Source organism: Promicromonospora sp. NPDC090134, from assembly GCF_044746965.1.
Lineage (GTDB): Bacteria > Actinomycetota > Actinomycetes > Actinomycetales > Cellulomonadaceae > Promicromonospora.
This window is the reverse complement of record NZ_JBIVCZ010000010.1, coordinates 168,759-190,759: the sequence shown is the minus strand read 5'-3', so window position 1 is coordinate 190,759 and position 22,001 is coordinate 168,759. Positions and strand designations below refer to the sequence as shown.

Annotated in this window: 21 protein-coding genes; 12 read left to right on the top strand and 9 right to left on the bottom strand. The window is 74.0% G+C overall.

Annotation, left to right across the window (positions count from 1 at the left end; translation table 11 throughout):
• The first annotated feature begins 70 nt into the window (after positions 1–70).
• Genes ACIPN7_RS24300 through ACIPN7_RS24290 form a run of 3 tightly spaced genes read left to right on the top strand, consistent with a single transcriptional unit; the run spans position 71 to position 3,878 of the window.
• Positions 71–1,627 carry a polysaccharide lyase 6 family protein gene (locus ACIPN7_RS24300; RefSeq protein WP_400548536.1) on the top strand — a complete coding sequence of 519 codons (1,557 nt, stop codon included), beginning with the start codon at positions 71–73 and terminating at the stop codon, positions 1,625–1,627.
• 59 nt (positions 1,628–1,686) lie between these two features.
• The gene (locus ACIPN7_RS24295; protein ID WP_400548533.1) at positions 1,687–2,667 is read left to right on the top strand and encodes an acetylxylan esterase; all 981 of its coding nucleotides are present in this window, start codon (positions 1,687–1,689) and stop codon (positions 2,665–2,667) included.
• Positions 2,664–3,878, top strand: coding sequence for an MFS transporter (locus ACIPN7_RS24290; protein WP_400548530.1), 1,215 nt, complete (start codon positions 2,664–2,666; stop codon positions 3,876–3,878). Before ACIPN7_RS24295 ends, ACIPN7_RS24290 begins: the two co-directional genes overlap by 4 nt.
• 12 nt (positions 3,879–3,890) lie before the next feature.
• Here ACIPN7_RS24290 and ACIPN7_RS24285 read toward each other — a convergent pair whose 3' ends face one another.
• The 3 genes from ACIPN7_RS24285 to ACIPN7_RS24275 all read right to left on the bottom strand — a co-directional run bounded on the left by ACIPN7_RS24285 (position 3,891) and on the right by ACIPN7_RS24275 (position 6,435).
• A complete protein-coding gene (locus ACIPN7_RS24285; protein ID WP_400548527.1) occupies positions 3,891–4,682 on the bottom strand; it encodes a maleylpyruvate isomerase family mycothiol-dependent enzyme in 792 nt (263 codons plus the stop codon).
• A 101-nt stretch (positions 4,683–4,783) separates the two neighbouring features.
• A complete protein-coding gene (pepE, locus tag ACIPN7_RS24280) occupies positions 4,784–5,527 on the bottom strand; it encodes a dipeptidase PepE (protein ID WP_400548524.1) in 744 nt (247 codons plus the stop codon).
• 44 nt (positions 5,528–5,571) lie between these two features.
• Positions 5,572–6,435 (bottom strand): IclR family transcriptional regulator, encoded by an 864-nt coding sequence (locus ACIPN7_RS24275; protein WP_400548521.1) that lies wholly within the window; start codon positions 6,433–6,435, stop codon positions 5,572–5,574.
• A 175-nt stretch (positions 6,436–6,610) separates the two neighbouring features.
• Between ACIPN7_RS24275 and ACIPN7_RS24270 the strand changes: the two genes are divergently transcribed.
• Genes ACIPN7_RS24270 through ACIPN7_RS24260 form a run of 3 tightly spaced genes read left to right on the top strand, consistent with a single transcriptional unit; the run spans position 6,611 to position 9,958 of the window.
• On the top strand, positions 6,611–8,254 hold the full coding sequence (locus ACIPN7_RS24270) for an OPT/YSL family transporter (protein WP_400548518.1): 1,644 nt from the start codon (positions 6,611–6,613) through the stop codon (positions 8,252–8,254).
• Positions 8,251–8,952 carry an AroM family protein gene (locus ACIPN7_RS24265; protein ID WP_400548515.1) on the top strand — a complete coding sequence of 234 codons (702 nt, stop codon included), beginning with the start codon at positions 8,251–8,253 and terminating at the stop codon, positions 8,950–8,952. Before ACIPN7_RS24270 ends, ACIPN7_RS24265 begins: the two co-directional genes overlap by 4 nt.
• A gap of 55 nt (positions 8,953–9,007) precedes the next feature.
• Positions 9,008–9,958, top strand: coding sequence for a DUF1177 domain-containing protein (locus ACIPN7_RS24260; RefSeq protein ID WP_400548512.1), 951 nt, complete (start codon positions 9,008–9,010; stop codon positions 9,956–9,958).
• A gap of 24 nt (positions 9,959–9,982) precedes the next feature.
• Here the strand turns inward: ACIPN7_RS24260 and ACIPN7_RS24255 are convergent, their stop codons facing one another.
• Positions 9,983–10,396 carry a hypothetical protein gene (locus tag ACIPN7_RS24255; protein WP_400548509.1) on the bottom strand — a complete coding sequence of 138 codons (414 nt, stop codon included), beginning with the start codon at positions 10,394–10,396 and terminating at the stop codon, positions 9,983–9,985.
• Between the two features lie 69 nt (positions 10,397–10,465).
• Here ACIPN7_RS24255 and ACIPN7_RS24250 point away from each other — a divergent pair, with 69 nt between their 5' ends.
• Positions 10,466–11,335, top strand: coding sequence for an HAD family hydrolase (locus ACIPN7_RS24250; protein ID WP_400548506.1), 870 nt, complete (start codon positions 10,466–10,468; stop codon positions 11,333–11,335).
• 100 nt (positions 11,336–11,435) lie between these two features.
• Complete coding sequence (gene ggt, locus ACIPN7_RS24245) at positions 11,436–13,274, top strand: gamma-glutamyltransferase (protein ID WP_400548503.1); 1,839 nt, start codon at positions 11,436–11,438, stop codon at positions 13,272–13,274.
• A 24-nt stretch (positions 13,275–13,298) separates the two neighbouring features.
• Here the strand turns inward: ggt and ACIPN7_RS24240 are convergent, their stop codons facing one another.
• Complete coding sequence (locus tag ACIPN7_RS24240; protein ID WP_400548500.1) at positions 13,299–14,354, bottom strand: hypothetical protein; 1,056 nt, start codon at positions 14,352–14,354, stop codon at positions 13,299–13,301.
• A gap of 144 nt (positions 14,355–14,498) precedes the next feature.
• On the opposite strand from ACIPN7_RS24240, the gene ACIPN7_RS24235 reads away from it, so the two are divergent.
• A complete protein-coding gene (locus ACIPN7_RS24235; RefSeq protein ID WP_400548497.1) occupies positions 14,499–15,659 on the top strand; it encodes a serine hydrolase domain-containing protein in 1,161 nt (386 codons plus the stop codon).
• A 64-nt stretch (positions 15,660–15,723) separates the two neighbouring features.
• On the opposite strand, the gene ACIPN7_RS24230 is transcribed toward ACIPN7_RS24235, so the two are convergent.
• Positions 15,724–16,347: a trimeric intracellular cation channel family protein gene (locus tag ACIPN7_RS24230; protein ID WP_400548494.1), complete on the bottom strand. Its 624-nt coding sequence runs from the start codon at positions 16,345–16,347 to the stop codon at positions 15,724–15,726.
• A 65-nt stretch (positions 16,348–16,412) separates the two neighbouring features.
• Positions 16,413–16,706, bottom strand: a complete 294-nt coding sequence (locus ACIPN7_RS24225; RefSeq protein ID WP_400548491.1) for a helix-turn-helix domain-containing protein — start codon at positions 16,704–16,706, stop codon at positions 16,413–16,415.
• A gap of 67 nt (positions 16,707–16,773) precedes the next feature.
• Between ACIPN7_RS24225 and map the strand changes: the two genes are divergently transcribed.
• Positions 16,774–17,556 (top strand): type I methionyl aminopeptidase, encoded by a 783-nt coding sequence (gene map, locus ACIPN7_RS24220; RefSeq protein WP_400548488.1) that lies wholly within the window; start codon positions 16,774–16,776, stop codon positions 17,554–17,556.
• A gap of 161 nt (positions 17,557–17,717) precedes the next feature.
• On the opposite strand, the gene ACIPN7_RS24215 is transcribed toward map, so the two are convergent.
• A complete protein-coding gene (locus tag ACIPN7_RS24215; RefSeq protein WP_400548485.1) occupies positions 17,718–19,013 on the bottom strand; it encodes a cytochrome P450 in 1,296 nt (431 codons plus the stop codon).
• A gap of 177 nt (positions 19,014–19,190) precedes the next feature.
• Between ACIPN7_RS24215 and ACIPN7_RS24210 the strand changes: the two genes are divergently transcribed.
• Positions 19,191–20,390: a sulfotransferase family protein gene (locus tag ACIPN7_RS24210; protein WP_400548482.1), complete on the top strand. Its 1,200-nt coding sequence runs from the start codon at positions 19,191–19,193 to the stop codon at positions 20,388–20,390.
• On the opposite strand, the gene ACIPN7_RS24205 is transcribed toward ACIPN7_RS24210, so the two are convergent.
• Positions 20,360–21,283, bottom strand: coding sequence for an SDR family oxidoreductase (locus ACIPN7_RS24205; RefSeq protein ID WP_400548479.1), 924 nt, complete (start codon positions 21,281–21,283; stop codon positions 20,360–20,362). The genes ACIPN7_RS24210 and ACIPN7_RS24205 overlap by 31 nt on opposite strands.
• A gap of 130 nt (positions 21,284–21,413) precedes the next feature.
• Between ACIPN7_RS24205 and ACIPN7_RS24200 the strand changes: the two genes are divergently transcribed.
• Positions 21,414–22,001, top strand: coding sequence for a TetR/AcrR family transcriptional regulator (locus ACIPN7_RS24200; RefSeq protein ID WP_400548476.1), 588 nt, complete (start codon positions 21,414–21,416; stop codon positions 21,999–22,001).

The following is a 22,001-nucleotide window of genomic DNA, read 5'->3' as shown; positions in this document are numbered from 1 at the left end:
CGCCGTTCACCGATCGACGTCCCACCCGATCCACGTCCACCGATCCAGACCGATCCAGGAGGTAGCACTCATGAGCACGCACTCCGTCCGATCCCGTACATGGAACCGCCGCACGGTCGCCCTGCTGGCGGGCCTCGCGCTCGCCGGCTCCGCCGTCGTCCCGGTGGTGGCGGCAGCGGCGCCGCTGTCCCCGGCGTCCGTGACCGGCCCGAGCACCGCGACCACCCCGGCCGGCGCGGCCCGCGCCGCCGCCGACCCGGCCCCGCTGCGCACCGTCCGGGTGAGCACCAGCGCGGAGCTGGCAGCCGCGTTCGCCGCCGCCGTCGCGGGCGACCGCATCGTGCTCGCCGACGGCGACTACACGATGGTCAAGCTCGCCGACAAGTCCGGCACCGAGGCGCACCCGATCGTCGTCGAGGGCGCCACCCTCGGCGGCGCCGTCGTCACGGGCGGCCAGCTCGAGGTCACGCGGTCGCACCACGTCGTCGTCCGCGGCCTGGCCTGGCGCAACGCCGCGACGCTCAAGATCGAGGCGTCCACCCACGTGCGTCTGACCCGGAACGACTTCCGGCTGGCGTTCGCGCCCCCGGCCGACCCCGCCTCCTCGCGGCACTGGGTGTCGATCGCGGGGGAGGGCAGCGGCGACAACCGCGTGGATCACAACGCGTTCGCCGGCAAGACCGTGCTGGGCAACTACGTCACGGTCTACGGCGGCGCGACCCAGATCTCGCAGCACGACCGGATCGACCACAACTACTTCGCGGACAGCCCCGCCCAGCCCGTCAACGGTGGCGAGGCGATCCGCCTCGGCGTCTCCGCGCTGTCCGACTCCAGCTCGTTCGCCGTCGTGGAGCACAACCTGTTCGAGAACTGCGACTCCGACCCGGAGATCGTCTCGCTGAAGAGCGACGACAACACCGTCCGGTACAACACGTTCCGCACCTCGGCGGGCTCCGTCGTGGCCCGCCGTGGGGACCGCAACGCCATCCACGGCAACGTGTTCCTCGGCGGGGGCAAGGCCGGCACGGGCGGGGTGCGCCTCTACGGCGACGACCAGCGCGTGCACGACAACTACTTCGAGGGGCTGGCGGGCTCCGGCTACACGGCGGCGCTCCAGGTCGACGGCGGCGACGTGGACGGGTCCGGCTCGACGTCGGCGCACTGGCGCGTGCACCGGGCGACCATCGCGCACAACACGTTCGTCGACAATGTGTCGACCATCGAGCTCGGCGCCAACTACGTCTACCCGCCGGCCGACGTGACGATCGCGAACAACGTGGTGGTCGGCTCCACCGGGCAGCTGTTCGCCGAGTACAAGGCGACCGACGGACTGACCCTCGCCGGCAATATCGCGTACCCGCAGGGCGGCGCGACCCTCGGCATCTCGGCCCAGCCGGGCCAGATCCGGGTCGTCGACCCGCTCCTGGTCCGGTCGGGCGGGCTCTGGCGGCTGCGCCAGGGACCCGCCGTCGACGCCGCCGTGGGCACCTACCCGTTCCTCGTCGAGGACATGGACGGGCAGCCGCGCGACCAGCACCCCGACGTCGGCGCCGACGAGGTCTCCGGCGCTCCCGTGTTGCGGCACCCGCTGACGCCGTCCGACGTCGGGCCGCTCGCGGACCTCTGACCACCTGACCGCTCCACCTACCTGTCCCACCCACCTGCCCACCCATCCGGAGGAGAACCATGGCCCTCTTCGACAAGCCGCTCGACGAGCTGCGCGCCTACCGCCCCGAACCCGAGGAGCCGGCGGACTTCGACGCGTTCTGGAAGCAGACGCTCGACGCCGCCGCGGCCGTCGCGACCGAGCCCGTCGCCGTGCCGTACGACGCCGGCCTCGCGACCGTCGAGGTGCACGACGTGACCTTCTCCGGGTGGGCGGGACAGCCCGTCAAGGCGTGGCTGCTGCTGCCGCGCCACCGCACGGGCCCCCTGCCAGCCGTCGTGCAGTACATCGGGTACAACGGCGGGCGCGGCGTGCCGTGGGAGTGGCTCACCTGGAGCGCGGCGGGGTACGCGCACCTGGTCATGGACAACCGCGGGCAGGGCGGCGGCGGCAAGACGACGGCCGACACCCCCGACGTCGCACCCGAGGGCCACGGGTCCTCGTCGCCCGGGTTCCTCACCCGCGGCATCGAGGACCCCGCCAAGCACTACTACCGCCGGCTGATCACCGACGCCGTCCGGGCCGTGGACGCCGTCAAGCAGCTCCCCGACGTGGACCCCGAGCGGGTCGCCGTGCTGGGCGGCAGCCAGGGCGGCGGGCTCGCCCTCGCCGTCGCGGGCCTGCGCGACGACCTCGCCGGCGCGATCGCCGACGTGCCCTTCCTGAGCCACTACCGGCGCGCCTCCCAGATCACGGACCTCGGCCCCTACTCCGAGATCGCCCGCTGGCTCAAGGGCCACCGGTTCGAGATCGAGACGGCGATGCGCACGCTCTCCTACTTCGACGCCACGAACTTCGCCGCCCGCGCCCGCTGCCCGGGCTGGTTCTCCGTGGCCCTCATGGACAAGGTCTGCCCGCCGTCCACCGTCTTCGCGGCCTACCACCGCTACGGCGGGCCCGCGCAGATCGAGGTGTTCCCCTACAACGAGCACGAGGGCGGCGGCGCGTACGACACGCCCCGCAAGCTCGCGGCGCTCGCGGAGGTGCTCGGCCCCCGGTGACCTCCTCCGACGGGTCGCCGTCGCCCCCGGCAGGCGTGATGACCGCCCTCTACGTCAACACGTTCGTCATGGCGACGGGCTTCTACCTGCTGGTGCCGCTGCTCGCGGTGCACCTCTCGGACCGGCTCGGCTTCGGGCTCGCGCTGGTGGGCCTGCTCGCCGGGATCCGCGCCGCCGCGCAGCAGGGGCTCCAGCTCCCCGCCGGCCTGCTGGCCGACCGGTGGGGCGTGCGCGGCACCATCGTGGCCGGCGTGCTCGTGCGGGCGGCGGGCTTCGGCGCGCTGGCCCTCGCGACGACACCGGTCGCGGTCGGCGCCGCCGGGCTCGCCATCGGGCTCGGGGGCGCGCTGTTCCACCCGGCGAGCTACGCGGCGTACGCCCGGCTCGGCAGCGCCCGGCCCGACGTCTTCGCCCGCCGGGAGGCCCTGAGCAACGCCGGTTTCGTCGTGGGGCCGCTGCTGGGCGGGCTGCTGGTCACGGCCGGGTTCGACGTCGTGTGCGGGGTCGCGGCACTGCTGTTCCTCGCCGCCGCGCCGCTCACCTGGTGGGGGCTCGGGCGCGCGGTGGAGCCGGGGGCGGCTGGTGCCCCGGTCGCACCCGGGAACCCGGCCGCGCCGGAAGCGCCCGCCGCCCGCCCGGCCGGCGTGGCACGGCGGGACGCGCGCCGCGGGCTGGTCGTCCTGCTGCTGCTCAACGCGGGGGCGTGGGCGATCTTCACCCAGCTCCAGCTCGTGGTGCCCCTGCGGCTGGAGAGCGCGCTCGGCAGCAGCGTGGGCGTCGGCGCTACCTACGCGGCCGCGGCGGTGCTCGTGCTCACCACGACCGTGCCCGTGACGCGGTGGCTGCAGGACCGGCTCCGGCTGCCCGTGGTGCTTGCCCTGGGCACCGGCACCATGGGCGCGGGCATCGCCCTGCTCGGCGGTGGCCCGGGTATCGGGTCCCTGGCGGGGGGCATGACCGTGTTCACGCTCGGACAGATGGTGTTCCAGCCCGCCATGAGCGCGGTCGTCGCAGCGGGGGCACCGGCCGCGTCCGTCGCGACCCGGTTCGGCGTCAACGGGCTGGCGCTCGCGGTCGGCGGCGTCGTCGGGTCGTCGCTGGTCGGGGCGCTGCTGGCCGGGCCGCTCGCCGGCCCCGGCTGGGGCTGGGCGGGCTTCGCCGTGGCCGGTGCGCTGCTCGCCGTGGGGTACGCCCGGACGCGGCTCTGGTAGGGCCCGGCCCGGTCAGTCGGCCACGTGGGCAGTGCTCTCCAGCCAGTGCCGGGCGAGCCCGGCGTCGCCGTCGACGGTGACGCCGTCGGCGAGGGGGAGCCGCCGGGTCAGGGTCAGCAGCAGCGCCCCGGCCGGGCCGGTCACCGTCACGTCGGCCGGCCGGGTCACGGGCTGCCACCTGGCCCCGTCGGGCCGCCGTTCGACGAACCAGGCGCCCGTGCCGTCCTCGGTGTCGGTGGCCTGCCACTGCAGGGTCTGCCCGGTGCCCCGGATGGCGCCCGCGGAACCGGGCCGCCGCATCTTCCACGTCGGGGAGGTCAGCATCGCGAGGTGGTTGTCGATGAGCGCCGCCGCGACGTCGGGCTCGACGTCGACCGTCCGGCCCGCCGCGTGCGCGCCGTCGAAGCCGTGCACCACCGACTCGTTGAGCACGCTGGCCATCCAGAACCGCGCGCCGGTCCGCGCGTCCCCCGCGGCGTTGAACACGAGAGCGTCGAGGGCGTCGTCGGACAGGGCGTCCGCGACCCGCCGCGCGGACCCTTCGAGCCAGGCGGGCCACTCGCGGGGGTCGGCGGGGAGCTCGGCGGCGCCGGCGGGCAGCTGCGCCGGGTCGATGATGCGCCGCTCGATGATCTCCGCGACCCAGTGCTGGGTCTGGCCCACGTGCGCGACCAGGTCGGCGACGGTCCACCCCGGGGTGGTCGGGACGGCGGCCGCGGGGCCGGCCGCGGCGGCCGAATCGGCCAGCCGGCGGGTGTGCTCGACGATCGCCCACCGGGCGCGCCCGGCGTTCAGCTCGGTCATGGGTCTGTCCGTTCCGTAGGTTCCGCTGACGTGCTGTGACTGACGCGGCGGGGCGGGTGAACTCATCGACGAGCCGCTGACCGGCGTCGGCCGCGCCCGGGTCAGGTCGCCGAGGCCACGTCGAACCGCGGCGTGCTGCCGAGCAGCTCGCTCACGTCGCCGCTCACCTCGCGGGGTGCGGCCCCGCGGGAGAACACGAGCGCCGGGCCCGGTGCTCCCGCGCCGACGGCGGACCCGCCGATGCGCGCGGTGCCGTCCTGGACGGCGAGCCACGTGCCTTCGCGCAGGCCGAGCACGGGTACGTCGTTGACCTCCAGGAACTCCGCCAGCCGCTGCTCGCGCGTCTCGCCGCGGTGCGTGCTGGCCGGGTCCGCGTCGAGGAAGTGCGGGTTGAGCTGGACCGGCACCAGCCCAAGGGCCTCGAACGACGCAGGCTGCGCGATCGGCATGTCGTTCGTCGTGCGGATGGTCGGCCCGGCGATGTTGGTGCCCGCGCTCGCGCCCATGTAGGGCAGGCCGGCGCGGACCCGGGCCGCGAGCGGGGCGAGCACGTCGAGGCGCTGCAGGGTGTCGAGCAGGCGGAACGTGTTCCCGCCGCCCACGAACACGGCCTCGGCCCGCTCGATCTCGGCCCGCGGGTCGGCGGCCTCGTGCAGCCCGGTCACGCGGGTGCCGCTCGGCGCCAGCGCCGCGGCGACCTTGGCCGTGTAGGCGTCGTGGTCGGCCAGGGCGTAGGGGACGAAGGTGAGGGCGGCGCCGTCGAGAAAGGTGAGCACGGTCTCCAGCGCGTGCTCGAGGTAGCCGGTGCCGTGGTTCGTGGAGTTCGACAGGAGCAGCAGTCGCATGGGTGTCCTTGGTGGGTTGGTCGGGGATCGGAGCAGGGGCGGGCTCAGGGCCGCGCCGTGCGGGACCGGCCGCGCCGCCAGTCGCGCTGCGCGGGAGTGGGCGGCCGGTGCAGCAGGCCGGCCAGCTGCTTCGCGGCGTCGAGCAGCGCGGGGACCTGCTCACGCAGGTCGTCGTCGTACTCGAAGACCTTGGGCTCGACCACGGAGATCGAGCCGACCGGGTTGGAGCCGATCAGGACGGGCGCCGCGATGGCGCGGGTCGTGGAGTCGTACTCGCCCTCGGAGACGGCCCAGCCGGCGCGGTAGGCCTCGTCGAACAGCCGGTCCAGGCCGGCCTCGTCCACCTCGGTGAGCTCCGTGTAGCGGGCGAACGGGCGGCCGCTGAGCATGTTCCGCCGCGCGAGCGGGTCGAGGAACGCGAAGTAGGCGCGCGACGTCGCCCCAGCGTGCGCCGGGTAGAGGTCGCCCACCAGCGGGTGCGAGCGCACGGGACCGTGCTCGCCGTCGACGGCGGCGATGCAGCGCACGTGGAACCCGTCGGGGATCGTGAAGGAGGCCGTGCGGCCGGTCGTCGCGGCGAGCTCCGCGAGGACCTGCTCGGCGAGCCGGGCGAGCCCGCCGCCGCGCTCCCAGAGCGCGGCCATGCGCCACATCGCGGGGCCGAGGCGGTACCGGCGCGTGTAGGGGTCGGCGGCGAGGAAGCCCTGCGCCGCCAGCGCGGCGAGCAGGCGCTGGCTGGTCGACTTGGTGATGCCGAACTCCTCCGCCAGCTCGAAGACGCCCCACTCGGTGCGCGTCTCGCTGTACGAGAGCAGCACCTGGAGGGCGCGGTCGACGGTCTGCAGCGGGGAGCTGCTCTCCGGGATCGCCCCGGAGGCCGCGGGATCGGGTGTCTCTGCTGGTGGCACGGTCGCTCCTCTTGGTCGCCCGCATCGTAACCGACGGCCCGAAATATGAATGTAACTCCCAGATAGTGGGACCTGGTTGTCGGTTGCGGCCGTCGTGGCGCACGGTGCTCGGCAACGTCCTCCACCGGGCGGCAACCGTTCGCCGCCCGCAGCACTCCTCGAAGGGGCTCACCCCATGGCAGCTTCATCCGTCAGCGATCCCGCGCAGGCCGCGGCGACGGCGCGCCATCCGCGGGCGTTCGAGCCGCGCACCGCGATCATCACTCTCGCGATGAGCGTCGTCGGCGCGGTCATCGGCATCCACATGATCACGACGCTCGGCGTCTCCCCGAACACGAGCGTCATCGGCGCCGTCGTCGCGATGCTGATCGGCCGCATCGGCTTCGCCGGGCTGCACCGGATGCGAGACGTGAACCGCCAGAACCTGGTCCAGTCGGCGATCTCGGGGGCGACGTTCGCCGCCGCGAACTCGCTGCTGACCCCGATGGCCATCCCGTTCCTGTTCGGACGGCCCGACCTGGTGTGGCCGATGCTGCTCGGCGCGAGCCTCGGCCTGGCGATCGACGTGTACGTGCTCTACCGCGCCTATGGCTCGCGGTTCCTGCCCGCCGATGCCGCCTGGCCGCCCGGCGTCGCCGCCGCGGAGACGATCCGCGCGGGCGACCGGGGCGGCAAGCAGGCCGCTCTGCTCGTGGGTGGCGGGATCGTCGGGTTCGGCGCGTCGTTCCTCGGCCTGCCGATGTCCGCGGCCGGCATCGCGATGATCGGCAACGTCTGGGCGCTGCTGATGTTCGCGGTCGGCCTGCTGGTGGCGCAGTACGTACCCGCGCTGACCGGCCTGGACCTCAACGCCTTCTACGTGCCGCACGGCGTGATGATCGGCGCCGGCCTCGTGGCGCTCGTCCAGATCGGCGTCATGCTGTTCGGCCGGCCGTCCGAACGGGCCGTCGCCAAGGAGGCCGCGCTGCTGGAGGCCGCCAAGGACGACCCGTCGCTCGTGCCCACGGTGAGCGAGCGCACGCTGCGCGGCGCGCTCGGTTCCGGCTTCGTGATGTTCCTCCTGGGCGCCGTCGTGCTGGCGATCGCCGGCGGCGTCTGGGTCGAGCTGCCGTGGTGGGGCATCCTCGGGTTCGCGCTCTTCGCGGCCGTCGCCGCCATCGTGCACGAGCTCATCGTGGGTCTGGCCGCCATGCACGCCGGCTGGTTCCCCGCCTTCGCCGTGACGCTGATCTTCCTCATCCTGGGCCTGGTGCTGCAGTTCCCGACCATCCCGCTCGCCCTCCTGGTGGGCTACTGCGCCTCGACGGGACCGGCGTTCGCCGACATGGGCTACGACTTCAAGGCGGGCTGGCTGCTGCGCCGCGACCGCCGCCCGTACACGGCGTTCGAGCTGGACGGCCGGCGCGAGCAGCTCAAGGCGTCGATCCTCGGGTTCGTCGTCGCCATCGGCATGGTCGCGCTGGTCTGGCCCAGCCTGTTCGAGAGCGGCCAGGTGCCGCCCACGGCGAAGGTCTACGTGGACACCATCCAGGCCGGGATCACCGACCCCGCCGTGCTGGTCAACCTGCTGATCTGGGCGGTGCCGGGTGCCGTGGTGCAGCTCGTGGGCGGGCCCGGGCGCCAGCTCGGGGTGCTGCTGGCCACCGGCCTGCTGGTGGCCACGCCCAACGCGGGCTGGCTCGTGCTCGTCGCCCTGGTGGTGCGCCTGGTGTGGCGCCGCCTGCGCGGCGAGGAGGGCGAGCGGGAGACCGCGCTCGTGGGCGCGGGCCTGATCGCCGGCGACTCCCTCTACTCGGTCGGAAGGATGGTCTGGCGATGACGGCGCACCCCGCGCGCCCGACCCGGCTCGGCGTCGTCACCATCGGGCAGACGCCCCGCGTCGACCTGACCCCCGAGCTGGCCGCGCTGCTCCCCGGCGTCACGCTCGTCGAGCGCGGTGTGCTCGACGGGTGCACGCCCGGCGAGATCGTGTCCTTCGCCCCCGAGCCCGGCGACCACGTGCTGACCACCCGCCTCGCCGACGGCGGGTCGGCCGTCATCGGCGAGGTGGCCGTGCTGCGGCGGCTGCCCGCACTGGTCGCCGACCTGGAGCGCGAGGTCGACGCCGTGCTGCTGGCCTGTACGGGGCCGTTCCCGGCGCTCGCGCACTCCAAGCCGCTGTTCGTCCCGGACCGGATCATCGCGCACGCGGTGGCCGCGTTCGCGGGCGACGGCGGCACGGTCGGCGTCATCGCGCCGCTCGCCGAGCAGGCGCAGGACACCACCCGCAAGTTCTCCCGCGTGCTGGGTGCGGGCGCCCGAGTCGCGGTCGCGGCGAGCTCGCCGTACACCGAGGGGGAGCCCGAGCTGCGCGCGGCCGCCGGCCGGCTGGCCGACGACGGCGCCGAGGTGATCGCGCTCGACTGCTTCGGCTACACCGCGGCGATGCGCGACGTCGTCGCCGAGGCGAGCGGGCTGCCCGTCGTCGTCGCCCGGTCCGTGGCCGCCCGGCTCGCCGCCGAGGTGCTCGGCGCTTGAACGGCTCCGCGAACCGCGGCGCACACAGACCAGTCAGCAACTAGGAGGCACACCCATGTCCTGGAGCCATCTCACCGCCATGTTCGACCTGCTCGACGACCCCGCCGTCCGCGGCGCCGCCGTGGCCGACCACCTCGCGAGCCTCGGCGCTTCCCCCGACAGCATCGAGGTCGAGGTCGTCGACGGGCCCGGCGGCACCACCGACTTCGTGCGCGTCACCATCCCCGGCGCCGAGGGCAAGCGGGCCGGGGGCACCGCCCCGACGCTCGGCGTGCTCGGCCGCCTCGGCGGGCTGGGCGCCCGCCCCGAGCAGATCGGGTTCGTCAGCGACGGCGACGGCGCCCTGGCCTCGCTCACCGTCGCCGCCAAGCTGATCGCGATGCGGGCCCGCGGTGAGCGCCTGCCCGGCGACGTGATCGTCGCGACGCACGTCGACCCCGACGCACCCACCCAGCCGCACGACCCGGTGCCGTTCATGAGCTCGGCCGTGGACCAGGAGACGAGCAACCGGCACGAGGTGCTGGCCGAGATGGACGCGATCCTGTCCATCGACACCACGAAGGGCAACCGGGTCTGCAACCACAAGGGCATCGCGATCACGCCCACCGTCGTGGACGGCTGGATCGTGCGCGTCTCCGAGACGCTGCTCGACGTGGCCAGCCGCACCACCGGCCGCGCCCCCGCCGTCATGCCCATCACGATGCAGGACATCACGCCGTACGGGAACGGCCTCTTCCACGTGAACTCGATCGTGCAGCCCGCGACCGCCACGGCGGTCCCCGTCGTCGGGCTGGCGATCGTCACCGAGACCGCGGTGGCGGGCTCGGCCACGGGCGCCACCGACCTGCACGACGTCGAGGCCGCGGTCCGCTTCGCGATCGAGACCGCGAAGGACTTCGGGCGTGGCATCGCGTCGTTCGCCGACGCCGAGGAGGTCGCACGGCTGCAGGAGCTGTACGGGAGCATGGCCGGGCTGCGGACGGTCGGCAGCGCGGTCGCGGTCTGACGGGGTCCCGGGTCCGGGCGCCGGCTACGGCGCGGTCGTGCTCCGTGCCGCCCGGCGCCGCTCGACGGCCCGGGTGACCACGGCGACGACCGCGCCCCCGGCGAGGGTGCCCAGCAGGACGAGCAGCGCGCCGACGGCCCAGAGCCCGGAGTCGTCGGTCGCCTGCGCCTGGATGGTCCACGCCGCCGTGAACGGCAGGGCCACCGCGAGCACCGCGGCCCACGCGGGCAGCGCCAGCGAGCCGACCACCACCAGGGCGACCAGCACGAGCGCGCACGCGATCACCTGGGGTGCCGCGTAGGGGCCGGTGACGTTCCCGGTCACGGGATCGACCTCCTGCACGACGTCCCGGCCCAGGAAGATCCACCAGGCCACGACGGTCAGCACGACCACGGTGAGCGTGGTCAGGGTGGGGGAGGGACTCTTCCGCGTCGTCATCTCTTCACTCTGCCAACAACTGGTCACAGAAGTGCTGTGACATCCCGGCGCGACGCGCGTCTGAGAGGCATGACACACACGACCGGCACCGTGACGTCGCCCTCCACCACCACCGCCACCGAGCTGCGGACGGCCGCCCTGGCCGCCCCCCGAGCAAGCGCAGGGACCCGCACCCTGGTCGCCCTCGACATCGACGGAACACTGCTGGGCGCCGACGGGATCGTCCCGGCCGTGACGGTCGGGGCCGTCCGGGAGGTGCGGAGGTCGGGCCACCACGTGGTGCTCGCCTCGGGCCGGTCGCTGGTGGGGATCCTCCCCGTGGCCGGCCAGCTCGGCATCGAGCAGGGCTGGGCCGTCGCGTCCAACGGCGCGGTGGTCGCGCGCGTCGACACCGCCCTGCCCAGCGGCTACAGGATCGAGAAGATGCACTCGTTCGACGTCGAGCCGGTGGTCCGGCTCGCGCGCGCGGCGCTCCCCGCGGTGCAGGTCGGGGTCGAGGAGGTGGGCTGGGGGTACCGCGTCAACCGTGTCTTCGAGCGCGGGCTGGTCAACGGGGAGCAGCGCCGGGTCACGGACGCCGAGCTGTGGAAGGTGCCCGCCGCGCGCGTGATCCTGCGCGGCGACGGGGTGCTGACGCTCCTGGAGCCCCTGCGCGAGCTGGGCGTCACGGTCAACCCGGCCGGGCCCGACTGGGTCGACGTCACGCCGCTGTCCCTGAGCAAGGCGACGGCGCTCGAACGCATCCGCGAGCGGGTCGGGGTCGACCCGGGTGCGACCCTCGCCGTCGGGGACGGGGTCAACGACCTGGAGATGATCACCTGGGCCGCGCGCGGCGTCGCGATGGGCCACGCCCCGGCGGCGGTCATCGACGCGGCGGACGAGGTCACCGGACCGATCGAGGAGCACGGTGTGGTGGCGGTCCTGAGCACCCTGAGGTGAAATCGGTCCATCCGGTATGCAACGTATCGGATGGTTCGCACGTCTTAGTCGTGCCATCCCGTTGCGGGCCATGGCCCACACCTCAGGAGGATCCGTCCCTATGCACAAGAGATTCGTCGTTCGTTCCTCGGCGGTCACGGGCGCGCTGACGCTCGTGCTCGCCGGCGCGATCGCCGCGAGCCCGGCCGACGCCGCTCCCGACGCCACCGTCCCCGGCGCGCAGCACCAACCACCGCGGGTGCCCACCTCCGTGGGTTACGGCGGCGCGGTCAGCTCGCTCGACCCGGTCGTCTCGGACGTGGGCCTCAAGGTGCTGCGCCAGGGCGGCAACGCGACCGACGCGGCGGTCGCGATGGCGGCGGCGATCGGGGTGACCGACCCCTACAGCGCGGGGATCGGCGGCGGCGGGTTCTTCGTGCACTACGACGCCGAGACCGGCGAGGTCGAGACCGTCGACGGGCGCGAGACGGCGCCCGCCGGGGTCGGACCGGACATCTTCGTCGACCCGGCGACGGGGGAGCCGTACCCCTTCTACCCGGACCTGGTGACCGCCGGCGTCAGCGTCGGTGTCCCGGGGACGCCCGCCACCTGGGACCGTGCGCTGGACCGGTGGGGCACGACGTCGCTGGGCGAGGCGCTGGGCCCGGCCACCGCGGTCGCGGAGCAGGGCTTCGTCGTCGACCAGCTCTTCCACGACCAGACCGTGGCCAACCAGGAACGGTTCGAGGCGCTCACCTCCACGACCGAGCTGTTCTTGCCGGGCGGTGAGGCGCCCGCGGTCGGGTCGGTGTTCCGCAACCCGGACCTCGCGGCGACCTACCGGACGCTCGCCGCCGGGGGCGTGGACGCGTTCTACGGCGGCGCGCTCGCGCAGGAGATCGCCGGCGCGGTGCAGGCGCCGCCGGTCAGCGACGACACCGAGCTCCCGGTGCCGGCCGGGTCGATGACCACCGAGGACCTCGCGTCGTACGAGGTGGTCGACCGGGACCCGGTCTCCTTCTCGTACCGCGGGTACGACGTCTACGGGATGGCGCCGCCGGCGTCGGGCGGGACCACGGTGGGCGAGGCGCTGAACATCCTGGAGCAGTTCGAGCTGGGTTCGCTGGACGACCCGGCCGTGCTGCACCACCACATCGAGGCGAGCGCCCTGGCGTTCGCGGACCGGGCCGCGTACCTGGGCGACGGCGGCTTCGTGGACGTGCCGGTGGCCGGGCTGCTGGACGACGCCTTCGCGCGCGAGCGGGCCTGTCTGGTCGACCCGGAGGTCGCGGCGCCCAAGCCGGTGGCGGCCGGCGACGCCAGGTCGTACGACGGCGTGTGCGGCGCGGACGCCGCACCCGGCACCGAGCCCGAGGACACCGAGAGCACGTCGACCACGAACCTGACGGTGGTCGACCGGTGGGGCGACGTGGTCGAGTACACGCTGACGATCGAGCAGATCGGCGGGTCGGGGATCGTGGTGCCCGGGCGCGGCTTCCTGCTGAACAACGAGCTCACGGACTTCAGCATCGGGTACGACGCCGACGACCCGAACCGGATCGAGGCGGGCAAGCGCCCGCGCTCGTCGATGGCGCCGACGATCGTGCTGGAGGACGGGCGCCCGGTGCTCGCGCTGGGGTCGCCGGGCGGGTCGAACATCATCTCGACGGTCACGCAGATGCTGATCAACCGCATCGACCTCGGCATGACGATCCAGGAGGCGATCGCCGCGCCGCGCGTGGCGCCGCAGAACTCGGCGCGTCCCGTGGCGGAGCAGGCGTTCGTCGACCGCTACGGCACGGCACTGGCCGGCTACGGGCACACGCTCACGCCGACGGCCAACGCGATCGGGGCGGCAACCGCCATCGAGATCGGTCCGGGCGGCCTGCTCACCGCCGTGGCGGAGCCGGCCCGGCTCGGCGGCGGATCGGCCCGCGTGGTGCGGCCCGCCGGGCAGTGACGTGAGCGGGGGTGCGGGCCCGCGTCACGCGGCGCGTGTCCGCACCCCGCGCTCCTCACGCAGCAGGACCTCCAGCGCCACGAAGGCGAGCACGTCCAGGACCAGGCCGAACGCCGCCGTCCACCGCACCGCCCGGAACACCAGGAGCTGGGTGAACAGCAGGCTCACGAGCACCGCGCGGCGCACCCAGACCGCGCCCTGGAGGTGGTTGCGCCGCCCGACGACGACGCCGACCACCAGCAGCACCACGGACACCCCGACCGCCACGAGGATCGCGGCGCCCGTCCACGCGGGCACGCCGGTCACCTGCCCGGCCAGGACGCGGACGCCGACGGTCGCCTCCGCCGCACCCACCAGCAGCAGGAGCGTGATGACCAGCCATGCCGCCCACGCGCGGTCCACGAGCGCGTCCAGCCACCGCACCACGCCCCGCACCCCGGCGCGGACCGGGTCGGGCACGTCGGCGTCGTCGGCGGGCACGGTCTCGACCAGGTCGGCGACCAGGCGCGCGCCCGGTTCGCCGGCGCCCTTGGCGGCGAGCTCGCGCGCCTCCTGGCGCGCGCCGGGCGTGAACCCGCCGGCCAGGCCGGCGGCGAGCCGGTCGGCGGCCACGGCGAGGTACTCGGCCGGGTGGTGCGGACGGCGGCCGTGCAGGCCCTCGACGACCAGCACGAGCACCACCGTGACGAAGTAGATGATCGCGGCGGTGGGGGCGTAGAAGTAGTCGTTGTCGGAGGTGACGAACTTGCCGACCTCGTCGATGAACAGCCCGAAGCCCACGCCGCCGAGCAGGGCGCCGAGAGAGCGCGGCACCGGGCCGACGTACGACAGCAGGAGCATCAGCGCCAGGGCCATGAGGAGCCCGCCCCACAGCACGTGCGCCAGGTGCAGCCCGCCCCCGCCGATCTGCGGGTACCCCGTCGCCGCGAGGTACGCCCGCGTGGCGAGCACGGTCACGACGCTCGCCACGAGGAACGTCACCAGGTGCCGCACCGCCGCCGTGTCGCGCGGCGCCCCGAGCCGCAGCAGGTGGCCGCGGCCGGCCAGGCCGCCTGATCCGGTCGTGCGATCGTTCGTCATGCCGTCTCCCCTCGGACCGGGACGGCTCCCGTCGCCCCCATGGTGCATCCTCCCGCACGGCCCGGTCCGGGGGGGCTACCCCTACCTCGACGAGGGTGGCCAGCCCGGCTGTGCCGGGGCCGGCCCGTCGATAGCGTCACCGCCATGAGCATCGAGAAGCGCAGGGCCGCGCGGGCCGCGGTCGCCGTCGTCGTGGCCGCCTGCCTGACGGCTTCCATGGCGCCCGCCACCGCGGCACCCGGCGGGTCGTCCGCGATCCCGGCGCCGCCGTCCCGGGCCGCACTGGTCCAGCAGGCCGAACGGATCGTGGCGGCGGGCACACCGGGCGTCGTCGTCGAGACGCGCGACGAGGACGGCGGGCAGACCGTCGTCGCCGGGACCGGCGACCTGCGTACCGGCCGGGCACCGCAGCCCCACGGGCAGGTCCGCATCGGCAGCGTCACCAAGACGTTCACGGCGACCGTCGTGCTGAGCCTCGTCGCGGAGGGGCGGGTGGATCTCGACGCGCCGATCGGCCGCTACCTGCCCGGCGTCCTGCCCTATGCCGAACCGATCACCGTGCGCGAGCTGCTGCAGCACCGCAGCGGCCTGTACGACTACGGGACCGTACTGTGGGCGACCCCCGAGGTCGCGGCCCGCTCCCGGTTCGCGGACCACGAGCCGTCCGAGCTGGTCGGGATCGCCACGCGCGAGCCGCTCCAGTCCGCTCCCGGTGTGGAGTTCGGCTACTCCAACACCGACTACGTGCTCCTCGGCATGCTCGTGGAGCGGGTCACCGGGCACGGCTACGCCCGCGAGCTCGAGCGGCGGGTGCTCCGCCCGGCCGGGCTGCGGCACACGTACGTCCCGGGGCACAGCCCCTGGTTGCTCCGGCCGGCGGCTCGTGGGTACGAGGCCGTGGGCTCGTTCGCGGGCCTGACCGACCTGACCGCGTACAACATGTCGGTCGCCTGGGCGAGCGGCGACCTCGTGTCCACCGTCGGCGACGTGAACCGGTTCTACGCGGCGCTGCTCGGCGGCCGGCTGCTGCCGGACCCGTTGCTGCGCGAGATGCGGCAGACCCTGCCCGCGTTCCCCGGGTTCGACTACGGGCTGGGGCTCGGCCGGACCGAGTTCTGCGGCCAGGAGGTCTGGGGTCACGTCGGGGGAGTGCCCGGCTACGGTACGTACAGCTTCACGAGCGCGCGCAGCGGCCGCCAGGTCACGGTCGTGGTCAACCAGGGCCTCACGCAGAACATGGCGGCGGAGGACGCGGCCTACGCGCTCGTCGCGCTGGAGTTCTGCGGGGAGCACGCGGCCGGGTAGCCGCGCCTGCGGCGGGAGCATCGGCAGGACGCCGAGCCGCGGCCCCGACCTCGGGCCTCAGGCCTCAGGCCGTGCCGGGGCTGCCCGCCGGCGGCGCCTGCCAGCGGTAGCGCAGGGAGACCATCCGCAGCGCGAACACCAGCGCGGCGACGGCGGAGCCCGTGCCGATGCTGAACCAGTCCGCCCACACCAGTGCGCTGGTCAGCGCGGCCCCGAGCAGCGCCGGGATGGCGTACAGGCCGCGGGCGCGGAAGATCTGCGGCACGTCGTTGGCGATGACGTCGCGGATGACCCCGCCGCCCACCGCCGTCACCAGGCCGAGGATCGCGGATGCCACCGGGTTCATGCCCGCGGCCAGCGAGACGAGCGTGCCGGTGACCGCGAAGAGCGCCATACCGGCGGCGTCGAACGTGATCAGCAGGTCGTGGAAGCGGCGCACGACGTGCGCGAAGAAGTACACGACCACCGCGGCGACCACGGGCGGGACCAGGTAGACGGGCGAGTCGAAGGCCCGCGGCACGCCGACGTCGAGGATCACGTCGCGCAGGATGCCGCCGCCCAGGCCCACGCAGGTGCCGAGCAGCAGCGACCCGACGATGTCGAACTGCCGCTGGGCGGCGAGCAGCGAGCCCGAGACGGCGAAGAAGAAGACGCCCAGGAGGTCCCCGGCGAGCTGCGTCCACTCCACGTCAGGTTCCTTCCGTCAGGCACACCGGTCCCGACAATATGCGACCTGCCTCGACGGGGGCGACGTCAGGAGACCAGGCGGGCGCGGGTGTCCCGGGTGACCTTCATGGCGCCGTCGGGCCGGCTGATCTCGGCCCACACCTCGTCGAGGGACAGGCCCAGCACGCCGGCGATCGCCGCGATCGTCGAGAACGCGGGCGTGGCCACGCGGCCCGACTCGATCTTGCGCAGGGTCTCAGGGGAGACACGCGCGTCGAGCGCGGTCTCCAGCATCGAGCGGTCCCCGCGGGCGCGACGCAGCAGCGCGCCGAGGCGCTGCCCGCGCTCGACCTCGGCGGGGGTGAGCGGCAACCTGACCATGACGCCAATACTAATACCGGGATAACATGGCCGGGATAGTTATTGGCATGCGTGCGAAGGGCACCCCATGATCGAGATCCTCAACCCCGCCGAGCTGGCCCGCGCCAGGGAGACGGGCGCCCTGGTCGGCGGTTTCCTGCGGACGCTGCGCGACCGGGCCACGGCCGGCACCAACCTCCTGGACATCGACCGGTGGACCCGGGACCTGATCGCCGACGCCGGGGCGCAGTCCTGCTACGTCGACTACGCGCCGTCCTTCGGCCGCGGGCCATTCGGCCACTACATCTGCACGGCCGTGAACGACGCCGTGCTGCACGGGATGCCGTACGACTACCGGCTCGCCGACGGCGACCTGCTCACGCTCGACCTCGCCGTCTCCCTGGACGGGATCGCCGCGGACTCCGCGATCAGCTTCGTCGTGGGCGGGGCCAGGCCCGGGCCCGAGGCCGCCGAGAGCCGCGCGCTGATCGAGGCGACCGAGCGCGCGCTGGCCGCGGGCATCGCCGCGGCCGGGCCGGGGGCGCGGATCGGCGACCTGTCGCACGCCATCGGCACGGTCCTGGGCGGCGCCGGGTACCCGGTCAACACCGAGTTCGGCGGGCACGGCATCGGCTCGACCATGCACCAGGACCCGCACGTCGCGAACACGGGCCGGCCGGGCCGCGGCTACCGCCTGCGCCCCGGGCTGCTGCTCGCACTGGAGCCGTGGGTCATGGCGGACACGGACGAGCTCGTGACCGACGCCGACGGCTGGACCCTGCGGAGCGCCACCGGCTGCCGCACGGCGCACAGCGAGCACACGATCGCCATCACGGACGACGGCGCGGAGATCCTCACCCTGCCGCGGTAGGGGCGGACGTCGGGGCCGACGGCGCCGCCGGGTCGTGGCCGGCGGCGGCCACGGCCGTCCGGACAGAACATCACACAAGAGATCAGAAGGTAAGAGCACAAAGAAGCCCGCCGGGCCGGCTGATCACCGGCCCGACAGGCTGACCTGCGGGTCTGTCCGCGCTACCCGCGCGGCGCCGTCGTCGGGAAGAGGGGCCGGGGCGGCGGGGCCTGCTCGCGCGGCGGGGGGAACGTGACCGGCAGCCGGGCGGGGAACCGCATCCACGGGCTGGTGGCCCACTCGACGTCGGCCGGGTCGCCCACGAGCGTGACCTGGAGGCGCTGCAGCAGCTCGGCGACCGCGATCCGCGAGACCACGCGCCCGAGCCGCGGCGCGGGGCAGCGGTGCACACCCGCGCCGAAGGACAGGTAGGCGCGGTTGCCGACGGTGTCCCACGGGTCGTCGGACTGCACCAGCGGGTCGTGGTTGGCCGCGTGCACGGCGACCACCACGGTGTCGCCCCGCTGGATCAGCTTGTCGTCGATCACCACGTCGCGCACCGCGAACCGCGGCATCAGGTTCGGGTTGGTCGTGGACCGCCACAGCACCTCGTCGAGCGCGTCGTCGATGTGCAGGCGGCCGCCCGAGATCCGGTGCGAGAACCGCGGGTCGCTCAGCACCAGCACGAGCGTCTGGGCGATCCAGGCCATCAGCGCCTCGGTCGCCGCGGCGGTGATGGCCGTCAGCGTCTGGGCCCGTTCGAGGTCGTTCTCGAAGTTGTCGTGCACGGACAGCACGCCGGCGATGTCGCGCGTGCCGCGCTCGCGGCTGTAGGCGATGTGCCCGGTGACGATCTCGCGCAGCTCGTCGGTCAGCGCGCGGGCGTCCGCGCCCGCCTCGAAGATCGCCCGGGTGATCTCCTGCAGGCGCTGGGCCTGCGTGGGCTCCAGCCCGTCGAGCTCGGACAGCACCAGGAACGGGACCACCGCGGCGTACTCGGCCACGAGGTCGGCGCGGCCGCGGTCCTGGAACCGGTCGATGAGCATGCCGCACAGCCGGCGGGTGATCGCACCGGCCCGGGTCTCGTCGATCTGCTCCAGGGCGTCGTCGACCGGGGGCCGCAGGCGGGCGTGCTTGGGGCCGTCGGCGTCGGCCAGCGTGGGTTTCGGGCTCTTTGCCAGCACGAGGTGCAGCGTCGAGGCCGGGCCGAGCAGGTCCTTGCCGTGCCCGTTCCAGATCGAGGGGTCCTTGATGAACGTGCGGTCGTCCCGCAGCACGCCGACCGCGGCGGAGTGGCCCAGCACCAGCCATGCCGGCACCCCGGGCTCCAGCTCGACGGGGGCGACCGAGCCCCACTGTTCCCGGAGCCGCTCGTACACCGCGTTCGCGTCGGCCGCGGCCGTGGTCTCCACGAGCAGCGTGCGGTCGGTCACGTCGTCCAGGCGCACCGTTGGACCCGACGGCGGTGATGCGGTCACGTTTCCCCTCTCGTCGGCGGGCGGCCCCGGGTCGTTCGTGACTCCGGGCACAAGCCCTCGCTCGGGATGCTAACGGCGAGCGGTCGGAGTTAGCCAGTGGCAATGCCGCAGGTCACGATCCGGCAAGGAGCTCCGCGGCGCTTGTCGGCGCCCGGTCGCATCGGCAGGATGTGCGCTATGCCCCAGGCCACACCTCTGCTCCGTATCCTCAACGTGCTGCTCGCCCCCGGCCTGCGCACCCGCAAGGACCCCGACGCCGTGTTCGAGAGCCTGCTCGCCGACGCCCAGCGCGGGCGCGTCGCGCTCGGCGCCGACGAGCTCGCGGCGCTCGACGGCTTGCGCCTGCTGCTGGCCGACCACGCCGCCAACCCCGACCTGAGCGCCATGGGCTGGTCCAGCACGCAGGACCAGATCCGGGCCCGGCTGACCAACCGCGCGATCGTACGCGACCTCCAGGCGAGCCGGCCCGAGGTGCGGGACGAGCCGGTGACCGCGCCGGTGTTCGTCGTCGGGCTGCCGCGCACCGGGACCACCGTGACGTACAACCTGATCGCCCGGCACCCCGGCAACCGCGGCCCCAAGCTGTGGGAGATGGACAACCTGGGCCTGCCGCGCCCCGCGGCGGAGCGCGAGAAGCTGATCGCGCAGGCCCGCAAGCGGTACGCCACCGTGGCCAGGCTCAGCCCTACGTGGGGGCACCTGCACCCGCTGGTCGCCGACAGCGAGGAGGAGGACTTCATGCTGCGCGCCCACACCGAGATGTTCGCCACCTGGGGTCCGGCGCCGCGCTACCTCGACTGGGTCGGGACCGCCGACCTCACGGAGGACTACCGGTTCCTGCACGACGCGCTGCAGATCATGGCCGCCGGCGAGGCCCCGGACCGCTGGGTGCTCAAGCACCCCATGGACCTGTGGCGGATGCCGGAGATCCTGCGGGCCTTCCCGGGGGCGCGCTTCGTCTGGACGCACCGTGCGCCCGGCGCCGCCGTCGCCTCCGGCTGCTCCATGGCCGAGGCGACGGAGACGATGTACGTCAAGCCCGGCCGCATCGACCTGGAGCGGATCGGCCAGGACTGGCTGAAGATCTCCGCGGACGGGGTGGGGCGCGCGGTCGCGCTGCGCGAGCAGCTGCCCGACGACGCGGTGATCGACGTGGTCTACGACGACCTGATGAAGGACCCCGAGACGGTCGTGCACGGGCTGTTCGAGACCCTGGGCCTGGACTGGGGCGTGACGGACGACGCCAACCTCGCCGCGGCCCTCGACCGCAGCGGCCACCGCCCGCACGCATACTCGCTGGAGCGGTACGGCCTGGACGAGGCGCAGGTCGCCGCCGCCTTCGCCGCCTACCGGATCCCGGCCTCCGTGCTCGGCTGACCGACGGTCACGGACGCCGCGACGCCCATGTCGGCGGCCACGACGCGGGTGGCGTCGTCCGCCGTCCTGCCGAGGGCCTCGACGGCTTGGCGCTGGACCTCGGGCGCGACGACCGTGTGTCGCGGCCGGGCGCCGTCCGGCAGCTCGACGAGCTCGACGAGGGCGTCGGCGACCGTCTGCGGGTCGTCGGGCGACTCGACCTGTCGCCCGGTCAGGTCGGTGAGGAAGCGGGTCATGTTCTCGCCGTAGACGGACAGCCGGGCGGCGTCCGCCGGCCCGACGGAGTTGGGCCCGATGCTGGTGGGGTACGGCGCCGGCTCGACGATCACGGACTCGACGCCGAAGGGCGCCAGCTCGAGGTGCCACGCGTCGGTGAGGCTGCCGAGTGCCGCCTTGCTCGCGGAGTACAGACCGGTGTACGGGAGCGTCACCCGGCCGGAGAGCGACCCGACCTGGATCAGGGCGCCGTGGCCCTGCTCGCGGAGGTGCGGCAGGGCCGCGCGGTTCACCCGGACCGCGCCGAGCACGTTGACGTCGAGCTGGCGGTGCACCTCGTCCGCGGAGAACGCCTCGACGGGGCCGGGGAAGATCCCGCCCGCGTTGTTGACGACCACGTCGAGCCGGCCGGCCGCGTCCAGCACGGCTGCGACGGCGCGGTCGGCCGACGTCTGGTCCGTCACGTCGAGCTCGACGACCCGGAGGTCGACCTCCTCCCGCGTCGCGAACGCCGCCAGCTCGGCAGCGGCGCGCTCGTTGCGGCCGCTCACGTCGCGCAGTGCCGCGAAGACCCGGTGGCCGCGCCGGGCCAGGGACTCCACGGTCAGCCGGCCGAAGCCGGAGCTCGCCCCGGTCACCAGCACAACGCGGCGCTCGACACCTGTCACATCGCTCATGAACATCTCCATCGCTAAAGCGGGGTGGCACCCCGGTTGGCTCACGATATGGAGGGGCACCCCGGTTGTCAAAGAGGCCTCCGGCTACGATATGGAGGGGCACCCCGATTGGGCACTGGTAGGAGATCGTGTGGCAGACAACGCGGCCGTCGTGACGGCACAGGAACGACCGATGCGGGCGGACGCGCGGCGCAACTACGACCGGATCCTGGCGGCCGCCGCCGCCGAGGTGGCACGGTCCGGGGCGAACACGTCGCTCGAGGAGATCGCGAGGCGGGCCGGCGTCGGCTCCGCGACCCTGCACCGCCACTTCCCGTCCCGGCAGGCGCTGCTCGAAGAGGTCTTCCACGATCGCGTCGAGATGCTGTGCGCGGATGCTCGTGAGCTGGCGACGAGCGATGATCCGGGCGCGGCGCTCGTGACGTGGGTGAAGGCGGTCGCGGTCTACGGTGCGACCACGCGCGGCCTGGCGGCGGCGCTGATGATGGGTCCGCCCCAGCCGTCGAGCCAGGGCTGCGGGGCGATGCTGCACGACGCCGGCGACGAGCTGCTGCGGCGCGCCCGGGCCGCGGGGGCGGTGCGGTCCGACGTGTCCATGGCGGACCTGCTCAGCCTCGTCAACGCCGTCTCACTGGTCACCGAGGGGGACGGCGACGCCGCCGACGAGGCCGTCCGGCTCGTCTCGCTCGCGATCGACGGCGTGTGGCCGCACGCCTGA